Genomic DNA, 15896 nt, shown 5'->3' with positions numbered 1-15896 from the left:
GGTTCGGGCCTTTGATAAGATCACAAGAAGTCGATGACTGCGATGGGACGAGTTACTCGTCCTCCTCGGGCTGCTCCTCAGGCGGCGCGAGACCTTCGAGACCTTTCAGGAGCTCCTCTTCGGTCATGCGCTCGACGGCAACTTCGGTATCGTCCGCATCGACGCTGGCCCCAGCGGAACCGATCAAGGGCACGGTGTCCGGCTCGGGCTCGTCGACCTCGACGAACTTCTGGAGCGAATGCACCAGCTCCTCGCGGAGGTCCTCCGGCGAGATCGTCTGGTCAGCAATTTCGCGCAAAGACACAACAGGGTTCTTGTCGTTATCGCGGTCAACCGTTAGTTGTGAACCGGACGAAATCATGCGCGCACGGTGTGCGGCCAGCAGGACCAGGTCAAACCGGTTGTCGACCTTGTCGATACAATCTTCTACGGTGACGCGAGCCATGGACTGCCGCTCCGTTGTGGTTGGGACGAAATATGTGGATGATCGGGGCTAGTTATAGGGGCCGGGGCAATTTCGCAAGGCCAAATTGTGATTTGGCCTCGCCAAACGGCTCTGCTACCCCCACATTGGGGCTGGGTCGAGTGATTTTCCGGGCTGTCGGACGGGGCAGCGCCGGGTGTATGCATGACCGCCATAACTATACCTTGATTGCCCCGACTTCTCCGGATTTGCGGTTTCGACGGGCTTCGGCAGCACTGTAGAAGTGCGCGGCGTGCTGCCGCCGCGCCAACAATAAACGATCAATCACGAACACTACGCGAGCAACTGAATGTCACCTTCCCCTACCAACAAGATCGCGCTCTTCATCGATGGGGCCAATCTCTACGCCACGGCGAAAACCCTGGGCTTCGACATCGATTACAAGCGCCTGCTGAAGGAGTTTCAGAGCCGCGGGACCTTGCTGCGGGCGTTCTACTACACCGCGATCATCGAGGATCAGGAATACTCCTCGATCCGCCCGCTGATCGATTGGCTCGACTACAACGGCTACACGGTCGTGACCAAGGCGACCAAGGAATTCATCGACGCCTCGGGCCGCCGCAAGGTCAAGGGCAACATGGACATCGAGCTCGCGGTCGATGCCATGGAGCTCGCCGAGCACATCGACCAGATGGTGCTGTTCTCGGGTGACGGCGACTTCCGTTCCCTGGTCGAGGCCGTGCAGCGCCGCGGCGTGCGGGTCACCGTGGTCTCCACCATCGCCAGCCAGCCGCCGATGATCGCGGACGAGCTGCGCCGGCAGGCCGACGTCTTCACCGACCTCGTCGAGCTGCAGTCCAAGCTCGGCCGCGACCCGTCCGAACGCCCCGCCCCGCGTGACCGCGGCGAGCGTGGCGAGGGACGCCACCACGCCCCGCAATTCCTCCAGCGCGCAACCACGATGGCGCCGAGGGGCGATGACGACTTCGAGGAGTGAGGCGGCCCGGTCGAGCCGCCAGCCTCTCACCGTCGTCCCCGACCGTGATTGTCCGCTCTGTCCACGCCTGGTCGCCTTTCGCGAGGCCAACCGGGCGCGCGAGCCGTTATGGCACAATGCGCCGGTCGCCCCCTTCGGCGATATCACGGCACGCCTTCTGATCGTCGGGCTGGCGCCGGGGATGCAGGGCGCCAACCGCACCGGCCGTCCCTTCACCGGCGACTATGCCGGCGATCTGCTCTACGCCACGCTGCTCGAATACGGCTTTGCCAAGGGCAGCTATCAGGCCCGTCCCGACGACGGATTGAGGCTGGTCGATTGCCGGATCGCCAATGCCGTGCATTGTGTTCCGCCGCAGAACAAGCCGCTGCCGATCGAGATCAATACCTGCCGCCGGTTCCTCGTCGCCAACCTCGCGGCGATGCCGAAGCTGCGCGCGATTATCGCGCTCGGGCGCATTGCGCACGACAGCGTGCTCAAGCCGCTGAACCTGAAGGGCTCGCAAGCCCCCTTCGGCCATGGCGCCGTGCATCAGGCCGGTGCGCTCAGGCTCTACGACAGCTATCACTGCTCGCGCTACAACACCAACACCGGCGTGCTGACGCCTGACATGTTCCGGTCCGTGTTTGCGAAGGTGAAGGCGGATCTGGATTAGCTCTTCGCTGGATTGGCCTTCAGCCAATCCAGCACGTCCCCGGCATTCCGGTCGGGCGGAAACACCGGATAGAACACATGCGTGATGCGGGCATCGTCGATGATCAGCGCGAGGCGCTTGATCAGGGTCAGCCCTGCGACCTCCATGGTCGGCAGTTTCAAGGCACGTGTCAGCGCCAGCTTCTCGTCCGAGAGCACGGGAAAGGGCAGATGCAGCCGCGAGGCCATCTCGGTCTGGTATTCGTTGCTCTGGGTCGAGAGCCCGAACACGTGCGAGGCACCGGCCGCCTTCAGCTCGGCGAACAGATCGCGGAACGCGCAGGTCTGCGGCGTGCAGCCGCGCGCGCCCGGGATCATGTCCCAATCGTCGACCAGCGCGATCTTGCCGGGCTCGCCGGTGCGCGGATAGGCGAACACCACGGTGCGGCCGGAGAGCGCCGACAGCGTCACTGACGTATCGTCGGTTGCGAGCAGGCTGATCGCCGGCAGCGTCATGCCCTTCAGATGCGCGGCACCGCCGTCATCGGCCGGCGCAGGAATCTGGCTCCAATCGACCTCGAGCAGGTTCTTCTGAGACATCCCGTCCTCTCGCCGTCCTCTTGCCGCGATCCGTTTGCCGCTATCCCTTCGCCCGCATCAGGCGGCCCTTCTCGCGGCTCCAGTCGCGCTTCTTCTCGCTCTCGCGCTTGTCGTGCAGCTTCTTGCCCTTCGCAACAGCGAGCTGCAATTTGGCCCGTCCGCGTTCGTTGAAGTAAAGCTTGAGCGGGATCAGCGTCATGCCCTCGCGATCGACCGCGCCCATCAGCTTGTTGATCTGCCGCCGATGCAGCAGCAGCTTTCGCGGTCGCTTCGGCTCGTGGTTGAAGCGGTTGCCCTGGAGATATTCGGGAATGGTGGCGTTGATCAGCCAGATCTCGCCGTCCTTCGAATCCGCGTAGGACTCGGCGATCGTGCTCTTGCCGTTGCGGATCGACTTCACTTCGGTGCCGGTCAGCGCAATGCCCGCCTCGATCGTGTCCTCGATCGCATAGTTGAAGCGGGCCTTGCGATTTTCCGCCATGACCTTGATGGGACGTTCGTTCTTGTCGGCCATGCAAGTGAAACCTGAAGTCAAAACCTGATCGGGATGCGCAGCAAAGCTAACAGTTTGGGTGAAGCGCGCGCGTCACTTCTTGAGGAGATCGCGGATCTCGGTCAGCAGCACGACCTCGGCCGACGGCTTGGGCGGCTCAGCGGGCTTGGTCTCTTCCCTGCGCTTTAAGGTGTTCATGGCGCGGATCACCAGGAACAGCACGAAGGCGATGATGATGAAGTTGATCGTCAGTGTCAGGAAGCTGCCGTAAGCAAGCACTGCGCCTTGCTTTTTCGCATCCGCTAAGTTGGTGGCGGTGACCGACTTCGACAAGGGGACGAAGTAGTTCGAGAAGTCGAGGCCGCCGGTCGCCGCACCAATGATCGGCATGATGATGTCGCCGACCAGCGACGTGACGATGGCGCCGAAGGCCGCGCCGATGATGACGCCGACCGCAAGATCGACGACGTTACCCTTCATGGCGAATTCGCGGAACTCCTTGAGCATCTGCCTGCCCTTTTCGTCGACGCTCATGGACAGCTCCCCGATTTGTCAGCACATCAGTTGATCAGGCCGGCGTGCACCATGGCGCTGCGCACCGCGGCGCGGGTCGGTTCGGAAACCGGAACCATCGGCAGCCGTAGCGTCTCGTCGAACTTGCCGAGCAGCGACATCGCGTACTTGATCGGCGCCGGATTGCTCTCGATGAAGAGGTTGTTGTGCAGCGGCATCAGCTTGTCGTGGATCGCGAGCGCCGCCTTGGTGTCGCCCTTCTGCCAGGCGGTGTGGAACTCCGCGCACAGGCGCGGCGCGACGTTCGAGGTCACCGAGATACAGCCGTGGCCGCCATGGGCCATGTAGCCGAGGATGGTGGCATCCTCGCCGGAGAGCTGGTTGAAATCCTCGCCCATCGCCGCGCGCTGCTGCGACACGCGCACCATGCTGGCGGTGGCGTCCTTGACGCCGGCGATGTTCTTCAGCTCCCACAGCCGCTTCATGGTGTCGACCGACATGTCGATCACCGAGCGCGGCGGGATGTTGTAGATGATGATCGGGATCCCGATCGCGTCGTTGATCGCCTTGAAGTGCTGGTAGAGGCCTTCCTGGGTCGGCTTGTTGTAGTAGGGCGTGACGACCAGCACGGCATCCGCGCCCGCCTTCTCGGCGTGCTGGGAGAGCTCGATCGCCTCCTTGGTCGAGTTGGAGCCGGCGCCGGCAACGACGGGCACGCGGCCCTTGGCCTCAGCGATGCACCATTCGACCACCTTCTTGTGCTCGTCATGGCTCAGCGTCGGGCTCTCGCCGGTGGTGCCGACCGGGACGAGGCCATTGGTGCCCTCGGAGATCTGCCAGTTGACCAGGGAGCGGAACGCCGCCTCGTCCACCGAGCCGTTCTTGAAGGGCGTGACCAAGGCGGTGAACGACCCCCGGAATTTCGTCTTGGCTGCCATGGACTTCCTCCGTACGCGGCGATCTCTTGAGAGCGAGCCCCATACATATCGGGTCTATCCCGCCGGTAAAAGGGCCGCTGCCGCGGGACGCACCGTTTAGGCCGCGATTTTGCCGCGGTGCTGGTGCAAATCGGGCGGAGGTAAGCGGCTGTTGGTATTTTGTCCGCATATTCAATCAAATACAGCTAGATCTTGAGCCAACTGACTGATTCGGGGCGACGAAACGCCGTGATCTCCTTTCCGCGTGCCATGTGGCGATCCATTGGCCTGGTTCTGTGCCTGACCGCAGGGCTCTCGGTCGGCTGCGCTGCTCTCGCCAAGTCCAACGAGACGAGCGCGGAAGGTACCAAGGACAGCGCGAAACCGGCCGCCAAGGACACCGCCAAGAACACGCCGAAGGCACCTGCCAAGGGAACAGACAAGGGAACAGATAAAGGAACCGGCAAGGACAGTTCGAAGGACATTTCAAAGGACGCAGCCAAGGGCGCGAGCAAAGGTGCGGCGAACACCCCTGCCAAGGATGCGTCGAAGAAGCCGACCAAGGACGCAGGCAAGACCGTCAGCACGGGCCCCACGAAGGACAAGCCCAAGCCTGCCGCAGCGGCCCCCACGGCAAAATCAGCGCCGACCGCCGGCAGTTCATCTCCCAAGGCCGCATCCGCGCCGGCGGTTGACGGCCACGATCAGACCGAACGCCCCGGCGCCCGCCAAACCGATCGCCGCGCCCGTGCTGGCTCCGGCGACGCGCCAGCATGCCACGCCGCGCAAGCCGGTGACGCCGGCCGCGGTCGCTGCGACCTCCTCGACGTCGCAAGCCGACAAGGACACGCTGGAGACCGTTATCGAGCTCGTGCGCAAGCGCAAGGCGGGCGACGCCACCAACTACGCCGCCTCGATCTCCGATCCTGTCGCGCGAAAACTCGCCGAATGGGTCATCCTGCGCAGCGAGGACAATGGCGCGAGCGTTGAGCGCTACCGCGCCTTCCTCTCCGCCAATCCGAGCTGGCCGTCGCAGACCTTCCTGCGCCGCCGCCTCGAGGCCGCGATGTGGGACGACAGGCGCGACGATTCGGTGGCGTGGTCGTGGTTCGAGAACGAATCGCCGATCTCCGCCAAGGGCCGGTTCACGCTCGCCAAGGCGATGCTGGCGCGCGGCGACCGGGCCAATGCCGAGCGCCTGGTGCGCGAGGCCTGGCGCAGCGATCCGATGTCGGAGGAGACCGAGAACAACGCGCTTGACCAGTTCGGCGCGCTGCTGACGCCGGGCGACCAGAAGGCACGGATGGACACCCTGCTCTACGGCAGCGAGAACGAGGCCGCGATGCGCGCTGCCAAGCGCCTCGGCGCCGGTTATGTTGCGCTCGCCAAGGCCCGCATCGCCGCCGTCAAGAAAGCACCGAACGCGCGCGCGCTGCTCGACGCCGTGCCGCGCGAGCTGCACAACGATCCCGGCTTCATCTTCAGCAAGATCCAGCTCCTGCGCCGCGAGGAGAAGTTCACTGAGGCCGCCCAGCTGATGCTGTCGGCGCCGAAGGACCCGGGCCGGCTCTACAATCTCGACGAATGGTGGATCGAGCGGCGCCTGCTGGCGCGCAAGATGATCGACAACGAGGAATTCCGCAGCGCCTACCTGATTGCGCGCGACGCCGCCCTGCCCTCGCGCGACATCTACAAGACGGAGCAGGAATTCACCGCGGGCTGGATCGCGCTGCGCTTCCTCAACGATCCCACCACCGCCGCCCAGCATTTCGCCCGCATCGGCGTCGGTAGCGTCAACCCGACCACGCTGGCGCGCGCCGGCTATTGGCAGGGCCGCGCCGCGGAAGCCGCGGGCCGCCAGCAGGAGGCGCGCAACGCCTATGCCCGCGCGGCCGAGCAATCGACCAGCTATTACGGCCAGCTCGCGCGCGCCAAGCTCGGCCTGCCCCAGATCGAACTCAACAGCCAGCCGCGCGGCCGCGGCGCCGAGCGGCTGGAGATCGTGCGCGCCGCGCAGCTGCTCTACGAGCTCGACGAGCGTGAGCTCGCCGTGCCCCTGCTCGCCGACATGGGCGAGAACGGCGATCCCGAAGCACTCGCGGGCCTGGGCGAGCTCACCCAGCGCTACAACGACGCGCGCGGCATGCTGCTGCTCGGCAAGGCTGCGCTCAACCGCGGCCTGCCCTTCGATTTCTACGCCTATCCCGTCAACGGCATTCCGCATTTCACGCCGATCGGCCCCGAGGTCGAGCGCAGCATCGTCTACGCGATCGCGCGGCAGGAGAGCGCGTTCAATCCCTCGGTGGTTTCGCCGGCGCAGGCCTATGGGCTGATGCAGGTGACGCCGGACGCCGCGCGCTATGTCTGCAAGCGGCACGGCGCGACCTACGATCTGGCGCGGCTGAAGAACGATTCGGTCTACAACGCCACGCTCGGCTCGGCCGAGCTCGGTGGCCTGCTGGAGGATTATCGCGGCTCCTACATCATGACCTTTGCCGCCTACAATGCCGGCCGCGGCAGCGTGAAGAAATGGGTCGAGCGCTACGGCGATCCGCGCGATCCCAAGGTGGACGCGGTCGACTGGGTCGAGCTCATTCCATTCTCCGAGACGCGCAACTACGTGCAGCGGATCATGGAGAACCTTCAGGTCTACCGCGCCCGCTTCGGCGGCGGCACGCGGCTGCAGATCGAGGCCGATTTGCGCCGCGGCACCGGCAGCGTCGAATAGCCCGCTTCCCTCAAGAGGAAGCGCACCATCTCACTCACCAGTGATGGCACCGCAGTCCAGAACTGCAGGAGGTTCTGCGCTTCAAACCTTCTACGAGTGCCAAAGCAACAGGAGACCGGGGCTGGACCAGCGTCGAGAGCGCCTATTACTGCCGTGCTCTGGACCTGAAATGAGGACGGTTGCCGTTCGGAACGTCTGAGGCCGTCTCCGTTCGCGGGCCCCGAGAGCGCCATTACGACGATTTGCTTGCTCGACAAATGTTCCACGAGCAGCGCTCGCGCAGCATTTCCCAAAGAGAAAAGACCGCCACAAAAGAAAAGCCCCGGCGGTTTCCCGCCGGGGCTTCTGTCAGGTCGTTAGACCGAACTTACCAGTTGCGCTGAGCGCGGAGGAGCAGAACGAGCGTGTCCTGATCCTTCAGCTCGTACGTCGCGACCGGCTTGGCGGGAACCGCGACCAGAGCCGGCGGAGTGATGATGCCGGAATACTTCTGATCGAGATGGGTCCAGGACAGATCAGCCGAGAACGTCAGGTTCTTGACGGGGGTCCAGCGGGTGATGATACCCACCTGGCCGACAGCGAAGTCCGGGTTACAACCCGTGAGACCTGCTGCACCGCCGATCAGACCGCCACCGATACCGGCCGGACCGCAGATCGCACCCTTGGCGAGCGAACCGAACTGAGCCTGAGCGTAGGCACCGTAGATCGCGGTGTTCCAATACGGATCCCAGTTATGCGTGTAAGCGCCGCGGAAGCCCCAGGTCTTGACCGTCTCCTGCTGGGAGCCCGTGAGGAACACGGTGTCCGGAGCAGCAGCAAAGCCAAGACTGCCATAGGCAACATTGGATGTACCATACATCGCGAACGTGCTGCCCGCGAGGTTCTGGAAGTTGTAGCGCGTCGCACCATCGGTGTAGACGCCCGAAATGTTGATCACGTCACCCGCACCGGTCGGGATGTTCTTGATCGACAGAGCGAGCTGAACCGCCCAACCCCACTTGTCGTCGGGGTGACCGGTGGTCTCGGTCGCGCCGTAATAACCAACATGGTTGTCATGCGCAACCACCGACGCCTGGAAGAGGCCCCAGGCCTGGTCGACACGCACCATACCGATGAGGTCCGGAGAACGGGAACCGCCGACGCTGCCGGTGTTCGCGATCGACCCACTGAAGTAACCGTAGAACGAACCACCGGACAGGTTGAGGTTACCCGCCTGGGTGTACTGAGTCGGATCCTGTGCCGAGAAGGCGGCCGTCACGCCCTGACCGAAGTCAGCGGTGTAGGTGAACTGGTTGACACCGGTGACCGTGCCGGAACCGCCGACAAGACCGTCGAAGTTGTTGCCGGGATAGTTGGTCCAGGGCGCGTCGAACTGCGACACGGCCTTACCCATCGTGAAGCCGGCGAACTGGATGAAGGCATAGTACACGCCGAGCGAACCGCCCGAGGTGTTGCCGTCGGTGGAGTTCACCGCGCCGGAGCCCGAGCCATACAGCGTGGTAGCGCCGGTGAACGGGTTGGTGCCCGCGCCGAGGGTGCCCGAGTACTGCGTCGCACCCGAACCGCTGTTGGTGCCCACGTAGTTTCCGGTCGTCCAGGAGAACACGGCGTCGAAGAAGGTACGAACGACGCCGTACTCGGTTGCGGTGCGCGTGTCGATGTTCAGATCTTCACGAGCGCGCATCGTGTAGTAGTTCGTCAGACGGTTGCGGGCACCGTTGGCGCCCTGGCTCGAAACGTTGAACTGACCGCTGAAGTCCGAGTTGGTGTTCAGCGCGACTTCAGCGCGCAGATAACCACCCAGCTTGATGCAGGTGTCAGTGCCCGGGATGTAGTAGAATCCGGCACCGTACAGGGAGCAGATCTTCACGTATTCGACCGCTTTGGCCTTCACGGGGAGATCGGCTGCCTGCGCTCCGCCAACGGCGATCAGACCCGCCGCTGAGCCGAGCAAAAGGCTCTTAACCAACTTCATGTTAAACCTCCAAGTTGCTCTTCAGGGAAGGTCACTGACCGGACGGCCAATTCCCCAACCCCTCTAAATCACCGCTTTCGGCCCCTTCGCGCCTTCGGACACACCCGCATGAACGCGAGGGACTTAAGCGAATGACCTAAACGGGACGACTTCGGGATGCCCCCCTCCGTCGCTCGGTCACAATTACCGAACGTCCTTGCACACACAACAAGAGAACGCTCCGAAACGGGCCTATGGAGCGCGTTTCCGGAAGAGTGTTGCACAAATAACACGCAGATGTGATCGGAACGCCCTCGTAACCCATTGTTTACATTATAATTTTCGAGACGGTTCTTTTTGCCCTCAAAGTTCCGCACATGAGGCGGCCGAGGCGAGACCTCGCCCCGAAACCGCTTTGGGACACTCGAATCGTAGAATCGGAAGGAGACTCAAGGAGAAGGCGCGCCTCCGGTTCGCGAGCCTGTTGCTGTGCAGTCACGGCTAGGCCCGCCGCGCACGCTGCAAGCACTCTATATGAACAACCGGGATCATCAGGATCGAGACAAGTGGCCCGGCCTTCTCCCGCGCACGCCGCCACGCTGGATTTGTCAGGAAGTTCAGCCGCTTGTTCGAGAAAAGCCGGCTTTCGCGCGGGCAACAATCCATGCGGCGAAAGCCCGACGTCTCAGCTCTGCGTCCATTCTCGCGCAATCGCGCTCTCGCTCCGAAGATCACTGGGAATATTCGAACGAAAACACGCGCTTCGAAATTGACCAGCCCAAGCAATTAGATGCATAAGGCTCGCACCGGAGAGGTGGCCGAGTGGCTGAAGGCAACGCTTTGCTAAAGCGTCATACGGTCTCAAGCTGTATCGAGGGTTCGAATCCCTCCCTCTCCGCCACCCAGCGACTGTCCAGCCCGGCCCGGTTCTTTCAGCCGAAGGCGCTCGCGGCGCCGGCGCGCAAGCTCGGCGCAAGGATGCGGCTGAGCTCAGCCGATTCGCGCTCTCTTATATATGTGTGCGCGGCTAGATGCGGGATCGCCAGATCCGCCAATGAGAGGGCGAGATCAGCACCGCCTCGCCGGCCCAGATATTGAACCAGACACCGGCCCTGCGCCGGCAGGGAAAAGTGAGCGGCAAAATGCCGGTCTTGTGCGGCCGTCCGAGCACCAGATCGCAATCGTCGGGCGCGATCTGAATCGGCAGCCAGTGACCCGTTACGGAGTCATATTGGTCGGGGTTGCTCATGCCGCGCGGGATCCTAAGCGGCGGCACGATGCAGGGCTTGATTCAGCGCAACCAAATCGCCCCGTGGAACCACGGCGCCGGCTGCGATGCAGGGTTCAGTGAGCCGAAATCCACGCCCTCGCATCGCGCTGGGCGGCCGCGATCTCGGCATCCGACATCTGGCCGGCGACTTCCTGGCGCAGCGCCACGGCGTCTTTCCGGCCCTTCAGCGCGGCGAGATTGAACCATTTGTGCGCGGCGACGAGATCGACGAGGCCGGAGCGGCCGCTCGCCCAATAGATCCCGCGCTCGAACAGCACGTCCGACAGCGCGCTCGCATCGATCGGCGTCGCCGTATCGAGATCGAAAGTACCCTGAAACATAACGCATCCCCTTTTTTCTTATGCCGCCTCGTTCATCGAGCGCGGCTCCCGTCCAACTCTGATGTGCATGACCCTTCCGGAATCGTGCACTGTTCAACTCATCCCCGAGTCTTCTTGCCCAATGCCGTTTGCCGGCTTGTTGGAGGCGATGATGGCGGGCAAATTTGAATGGCAGTTTAAGTATTGCGATGAAGCAGACGTAAACGCGAGCGCCGGCCGGGTGCGCGCGGAATTCAAGAAGTTCCTGTTTTGCAGGCACTTCTGCGATTCGTCAGATTCGGTTTACCGTGGGATTTTGGGACATCGATAACCATCGCGCGCAGTGGCATGCGTGCTGCGGTTACAGTTTGTGGGGGCGGATCGCAGGAAAGAAGTAGCCGCCGCGTGCGGCGTCACCGGCGCCTGGGGTCCCGGCCGGCGTAACGACCGAGACGGGAGCATCGCGCTCGCTTTGCCCCGAGCCCATGCGAACACCGTCGCGCAAACGACAGTTCACCGCAGCCTCACCTGCCCCAAAGGCAGTGCAGCCAAGACAGCGCGGCGACGTCGCGATCAGATCAGCAATGTGGGGAAAGGGAATGCCGGCAATACCCCGGCCTCAAACAGAACGAGGGCGTCGGCGAACACGTCAGGACCAGATTTCACGTCGGCCCGAAGGGCGCTTGTGAAATTGCGGAGCCCCTTGGGGAGAACCGCACCGAACGAAGAAAACTCGTTTCTTCTACCGGATCGTCAAAGAGAACGATCCGACCGTTGACCTGATGTCTCGCCGACACCCTCTATCGTCGACCAGAACCTCTGGGAGGCACTGATGACGTGCCGGCTGCTTTAGGAGCCGGCAACTTCAGAAGCGAAGTTACTTCTTCTTCTTCGCGACCTTGCGGGTCTTCTTCGCAGTCTTCTTCACTGCGCTCTTCGCCTTCTTCGCCTTCTTCGCTTTCTTGGCCATGTTGCCCTCCGATGTGTGAGATGGCTTTAATCGCTGTGCGCATTCGGGGATCGAATGCACTCACCCCGAATACACCAACACGACGAAAAAAACATCTTCTGACTTAAGGAAGTGTTGACGGCGCAGTGCGCGTGCGCCAGCCGCGCCTGATTTGCGTGTCAGCAGAGACACGCCTGCGCGATCGCAAATGCTTCGTGCAGCATCGTCCTCGGCAAGCGCAGCGATTGCAAGAAAACCCTATGCAGCAAGTAATATTCTGCGCACGCACGTCACGCGCGATCGATGCGATGATGCGCGCTGCAACGCGCGCGATCGCGTCGCCGGGCAGAGTCGCGGACTCTGAGTCGCGAATTTTGGCAACGAAATTATTTTCATGCTTAACGGCGGAAGCGCTCGTCGGAGCGCGTGCAAGTCGCCGCTTTGCGCGAATCGCGCGGGTCGCGATTCGGTGGCGCTACGCGCCCTCGAGCGGGCGATAGACAGCCGTCGATGATGCGCGAGCATCGCGAGCCGAAGCAAGGTGACGAGCGCGTGTCCGTCACCTCGTTCGAACGCGCGAGGCTAGATGCCGAGCTTGGACTTGAGCAGCTCGTTGACGCTCTGCGGGTTGGCTTTGCCGCCGGACGCCTTCATCACCTGGCCGACGAACCAGCCGAGCGACTGCGGCTTGTCCTTGACCTGCGCCGCCTTGTCGGGATTGGCCGCGATGATGTCGTCGACAACCTTTTCGATCGCCGAAAGATCCGTCACCTGCTTCATGCCGCGGCTTTCGACCAGCGCGCGGGGATCGCCGCCCTCCTGCCAGACGATCTCGAACAGGTCCTTGGCGATCTTGCCCGAGATCGTGCCCTCGCCGATCAGGTCGACGATCGCGGCAAGCTGCTCGGCGTTCACGGGAGAGCCCGCAATATCCCGGCCTTCCTTGTTGAGACGGCCGAACAGCTCGTTGATCACCCAGTTCGCCGCCATCTTGCCATCGCGGGCGCGGTTGGCGAGCTTGTCGAGCACGCTCTCGTAGAACACCGCGCTCTCGCGCTCGGCGACCAGCACGCTCGCATCGTAAGCCGACAGGCCGAAATCAGCGATGAAGCGCGCCTTCTTCTGGTCCGGCAATTCGGGCAGCTTCGCCTTCAGCGCGTCGACGAACTCCTGGCCGAACTCCAGCGGCAGCAGGTCGGGATCGGGGAAGTAACGGTAGTCGTGGGCCTCTTCCTTGGACCGCAACGAGTGAGTTTCACCCTTGTTGGGGTCGAACCGACGCGTCTCCTGCTCGATCACACCGCCGTCCTCGATGATCTCGATCTGGCGCCGCGCCTCATACTCGATCGCCTGGCCAATGAAATTGATCGAGTTCAAGTTCTTGATCTCGCAGCGCGTGCCGAGCGGGCCGCCGGGCTTGCGCACGGAGACGTTGACGTCGGCGCGCAAGGATCCCTTCTCCATGTCACCGTCGCAGGTCCCGAGATAGCGCATGATCGAGCGCAACTTGGTCACATAGGCCTTGGCCTGCTCCGCATCGCGGATATCGGGCTTGGAGACGATCTCCATCAGCGCCACGCCACAGCGGTTGAAATCGATATAGGACAGCGACGGCGACTGGTCGTGCAGCATCTTGCCGGGGTCCTGCTCCAGATGCAGCCGCTCGATGCCAACGGTAGCGGTCCTGCCGCCCTCGAGCTCGACGATCACCTCGCCCTCGCCGACGATCGGCGACTTGTACTGGCTGATCTGGTATCCCTGCGGCAGGTCCGGATAGAAATAGTTTTTCCGGTCGAACACCGAACGCAGATTGATTTTTGCGTTGAGGCCGAGCCCGGTCCGGACAGCCTGCCTGACGCATTCCTCGTTGATCACAGGCAGCATGCCCGGCATCGCGGCGTCTACCAGCGACACGTGGCTGTTCGGCTCGCCGCCGAACGCCGTGGATGCGCCCGAGAACAGTTTGGCGTTCGAAGTCACCTGGGCATGGATCTCCATGCCGATGACCATCTCCCAATCGCCGGTGGCGCCTTTGAGAAGCTTGTGCGTGGCCGTGCTCATGTCTTGCTCCCGAGCAGCGTGGCAGCGATCCGCTCCCACTCCGCTTCCAATGAATCCTTCGCCGCGACTTGGCCTGCCTGGCGGTACCAGTAGCCGGCATTGCCGAGATCGCCTTCGACGCGGTGCAGATAAGCATGCACCCAGGCCGCCTCGCGGCTGCTCTCGTCCTGAACGATCCTGTGGGCCCGGTCCCAGTCGCCCCTGGCGGCCCACCAGAGACCTCTAAGCGGCGCGCTCAGCTCCGGCGCGGGCGCCGCGCCGTCGAGGCTCGCGATGAAGCCAGCGACATTCACCACCACCTCGCGGGCGTGAAGCGGCCGGCGGCCTGCTCGATCACCTCGCCGAGCGAGAACAGCGTTTCCTCATCGAACGGACGCCCAATCAGCTGCAGCCCGAGGGGCAGGCCCTGGCTATCCTTGCCGGCGGGCACGGCGATGCCGGGCAGGCCCGCCATGTTCACGGTCACCGTGAAGATGTCGTTGAGATACATCTCGACGGGGTCGGCGCCGCCCTTCTCGCCGATGCCGAAGGCGGCCGACGGCGTCGCCGGCGTGAGGATCGCGTCGACGCCCGCAGCGAAGCAATCCTCAAAGTCCTTCTTGATCAGCGTGCGCACCTTCTGGGCGCGCAAATAATAGGCGTCGTAATAGCCGGCCGAGAGCACATAGGTGCCGATCATGACGCGGCGGCGCACCTCCGCGCCAAAACCTTCGGCGCGGGTGTTCTCGTAGAGCTCGGTGATGTTCTTGGCCTGCTCGCGCAGCCCGTAGCGAACGCCATCATAACGCGCGAGGTTGGAGGACGCCTCCGCAGGGGCCACTATATAATAGGCCGGCAGCGCGTATTTGGTGTGCGGCAGCGATATCTCGACGAGCTCTGCACCCGCAGCTTTCAGCCAGGCCGCGCCCGCCTCCCAAAGCTTCTCGATCTCGGCCGGCATGCCGTCGAGACGATACTCCCTGGGGATGCCGATCTTCATGCCCTTCACGGATTTGCCGACCGCGGCCTCGTAGTCCGGCACTGGAATGTCGACCGAGGTCGTGTCCTTGGGATCGTGCCCCGCCATCGATCGCAGCAGCATCGCGGAATCGCGAACGCTGCGCGCGATCGGGCCTGCCTGGTCGAGCGAGGAGGCGAAGGCGACGATGCCCCAGCGCGAGCAGCGGCCATAGGTCGGCTTGATGCCGACGGTCGCGGTGAACGCCGCCGGCTGACGGATCGAGCCGCCGGTGTCGGTTGCGGTCGCACCCATGCACAGCAGCGCCGCCACGGCCGAGGCCGAGCCGCCGGACGAGCCGCCCGGCACCAGCGTCGTGTTGCTTCCCTCGCGCCGCCACGGATTGCCGACCGGTCCGAAGCACGAGGTCTCGTTCGCCGATCCCATCGCGAACTCGTCATTGTTGAGCTTGCCGAGCATCACCGCGCCGTCGCGCCAGAGCTGCGAGGTGACGGTGGACTCATAGGTCGGCACGAAATTGCCGAGGATCTTCGAGCACGCCGTGGTGCGCACGCCCTTGGTCGCGAACAGATCCTTGATACCGAGCGGAATACCCGCGAGCGGCCCGGCATCGCCCTTGGCGAGTTTTGCGTCCGCCTCGCGCGCCATGCTGCGCGCCTGGTCCGGCGTCTCCATCACGAAGGCATTGAGCACGCGTGCGGCTTCGATCGCGGAGAGGTGCGCGTCGGTCAGCTCGAGCGACGTGAAAGTCTTGTCGGCGAGACCCTTGCGGGCCTCGGCGAGCGTCAGCGATGTCAAATCGGTCATTTATTGATCGGGCTGCAGAAGAACGGAGACAGTGTCTTGTCGTTGGCCGGGTCGTCTTTTTTGGCGGCCGCATTCGCGGCGGCTTCGAGCTCGTCGAGCACGGCATTGACGGCGACATTGGGATCGGCAGCCTTGCCCTGCCGCTCCATCTTGTCGAGGTAGTTCATGTAGGCCTGATAGGCCTTCTCATCGTCGCAAAGCAGACACATCGGACTTCGTCCTGAGACTCTTTATTTGACGCGTTTTCTTCACGCGAACCGGGCTCCACTTCG

14 protein-coding genes, 1 tRNA gene and 1 pseudogene are annotated in these 15896 nt (G+C 63.3%); 4 read left to right on the top strand and 12 right to left on the bottom strand.

Annotated elements, in window-relative coordinates; all coding sequences use genetic code 11:
• Positions 1 to 52 precede the first annotated feature (52 nt).
• Complete coding sequence (rpoZ, locus tag ACVWY3_RS08765) at positions 53 to 445, bottom strand: DNA-directed RNA polymerase subunit omega (protein ID WP_027522935.1); 393 nt, start codon at positions 443 to 445, stop codon at positions 53 to 55.
• Positions 446 to 773: 328 nt separating this feature from the next.
• On the opposite strand from rpoZ, the gene ACVWY3_RS08760 reads away from it, so the two are divergent.
• On the top strand, positions 774 to 1421 hold the full coding sequence (locus ACVWY3_RS08760; protein WP_018644573.1) for a LabA-like NYN domain-containing protein: 648 nt from the start codon (positions 774 to 776) through the stop codon (positions 1419 to 1421).
• Positions 1402 to 2076: a uracil-DNA glycosylase gene (locus ACVWY3_RS08755; RefSeq protein ID WP_456838090.1), complete on the top strand. Its 675-nt coding sequence runs from the start codon at positions 1402 to 1404 to the stop codon at positions 2074 to 2076. Before ACVWY3_RS08760 ends, ACVWY3_RS08755 begins: the two co-directional genes overlap by 20 nt.
• Here ACVWY3_RS08755 and ACVWY3_RS08750 read toward each other — a convergent pair.
• The 4 genes from ACVWY3_RS08750 to dapA all read right to left on the bottom strand — a co-directional run bounded on the left by ACVWY3_RS08750 (position 2073) and on the right by dapA (position 4598).
• On the bottom strand, positions 2073 to 2654 hold the full coding sequence (locus ACVWY3_RS08750) for a peroxiredoxin (RefSeq protein WP_456838089.1): 582 nt from the start codon (positions 2652 to 2654) through the stop codon (positions 2073 to 2075). The genes ACVWY3_RS08755 and ACVWY3_RS08750 overlap by 4 nt on opposite strands.
• 40 nt (positions 2655 to 2694) lie before the next feature.
• Positions 2695 to 3168 carry an SsrA-binding protein SmpB gene (smpB, locus tag ACVWY3_RS08745; RefSeq protein WP_456838088.1) on the bottom strand — a complete coding sequence of 158 codons (474 nt, stop codon included), beginning with the start codon at positions 3166 to 3168 and terminating at the stop codon, positions 2695 to 2697.
• Positions 3169 to 3240: 72 nt separating this feature from the next.
• A complete protein-coding gene (gene mscL / locus ACVWY3_RS08740; RefSeq protein WP_456843320.1) occupies positions 3241 to 3654 on the bottom strand; it encodes a large conductance mechanosensitive channel protein MscL in 414 nt (137 codons plus the stop codon).
• A 53-nt stretch (positions 3655 to 3707) separates the two neighbouring features.
• Positions 3708 to 4598, bottom strand: a complete 891-nt coding sequence (dapA, locus tag ACVWY3_RS08735) for a 4-hydroxy-tetrahydrodipicolinate synthase (protein WP_456838087.1) — start codon at positions 4596 to 4598, stop codon at positions 3708 to 3710.
• Positions 4599 to 4826: 228 nt separating this feature from the next.
• On the opposite strand from dapA, the pseudogene ACVWY3_RS08730 reads away from it, so the two are divergent.
• A pseudogene (locus tag ACVWY3_RS08730) lies at positions 4827 to 7305 on the top strand (transglycosylase SLT domain-containing protein).
• A 367-nt stretch (positions 7306 to 7672) separates the two neighbouring features.
• Here the strand turns inward: ACVWY3_RS08730 and ACVWY3_RS08725 are convergent.
• Positions 7673 to 9280, bottom strand: a complete 1608-nt coding sequence (locus ACVWY3_RS08725) for a porin (protein WP_456838086.1) — start codon at positions 9278 to 9280, stop codon at positions 7673 to 7675.
• A gap of 787 nt (positions 9281 to 10067) precedes the next feature.
• Between ACVWY3_RS08725 and ACVWY3_RS08720 the strand changes: the two genes are divergently transcribed.
• Positions 10068 to 10160, top strand: a tRNA-Ser gene (locus tag ACVWY3_RS08720).
• A 126-nt stretch (positions 10161 to 10286) separates the two neighbouring features.
• Here ACVWY3_RS08720 and ACVWY3_RS08715 read toward each other — a convergent pair.
• The 6 genes from ACVWY3_RS08715 to ACVWY3_RS08690 all read right to left on the bottom strand — a co-directional run bounded on the left by ACVWY3_RS08715 (position 10287) and on the right by ACVWY3_RS08690 (position 15833).
• Positions 10287 to 10508 (bottom strand): hypothetical protein, encoded by a 222-nt coding sequence (locus tag ACVWY3_RS08715; RefSeq protein ID WP_456838085.1) that lies wholly within the window; start codon positions 10506 to 10508, stop codon positions 10287 to 10289.
• A gap of 95 nt (positions 10509 to 10603) precedes the next feature.
• Entirely contained in the window at positions 10604 to 10870 is a 267-nt protein-coding gene (locus tag ACVWY3_RS08710) for a hypothetical protein (protein WP_456838084.1), read from the bottom strand.
• Positions 10871 to 12380: 1510 nt separating this feature from the next.
• The gene (gene gatB / locus ACVWY3_RS08705) at positions 12381 to 13859 is read right to left on the bottom strand and encodes an Asp-tRNA(Asn)/Glu-tRNA(Gln) amidotransferase subunit GatB (protein ID WP_456838083.1); all 1479 of its coding nucleotides are present in this window, start codon (positions 13857 to 13859) and stop codon (positions 12381 to 12383) included.
• Positions 13856 to 14158 (bottom strand): hypothetical protein, encoded by a 303-nt coding sequence (locus tag ACVWY3_RS08700; protein WP_456838082.1) that lies wholly within the window; start codon positions 14156 to 14158, stop codon positions 13856 to 13858. Before ACVWY3_RS08700 ends, gatB begins: the two co-directional genes overlap by 4 nt.
• Positions 14149 to 15624 carry an Asp-tRNA(Asn)/Glu-tRNA(Gln) amidotransferase subunit GatA gene (gene gatA, locus ACVWY3_RS08695; RefSeq protein WP_456838081.1) on the bottom strand — a complete coding sequence of 492 codons (1476 nt, stop codon included), beginning with the start codon at positions 15622 to 15624 and terminating at the stop codon, positions 14149 to 14151. The genes ACVWY3_RS08700 and gatA overlap by 10 nt, the downstream gene beginning before the upstream one ends.
• Positions 15621 to 15833: a hypothetical protein gene (locus ACVWY3_RS08690; protein WP_008548392.1), complete on the bottom strand. Its 213-nt coding sequence runs from the start codon at positions 15831 to 15833 to the stop codon at positions 15621 to 15623. The genes gatA and ACVWY3_RS08690 overlap by 4 nt, the downstream gene beginning before the upstream one ends.
• Positions 15834 to 15896 lie beyond the last annotated feature (63 nt).

This window comes from Bradyrhizobium sp. USDA 4486, assembly GCF_054057995.1.
This window is presented reverse-complemented; position numbering and strand designations above follow the sequence as displayed.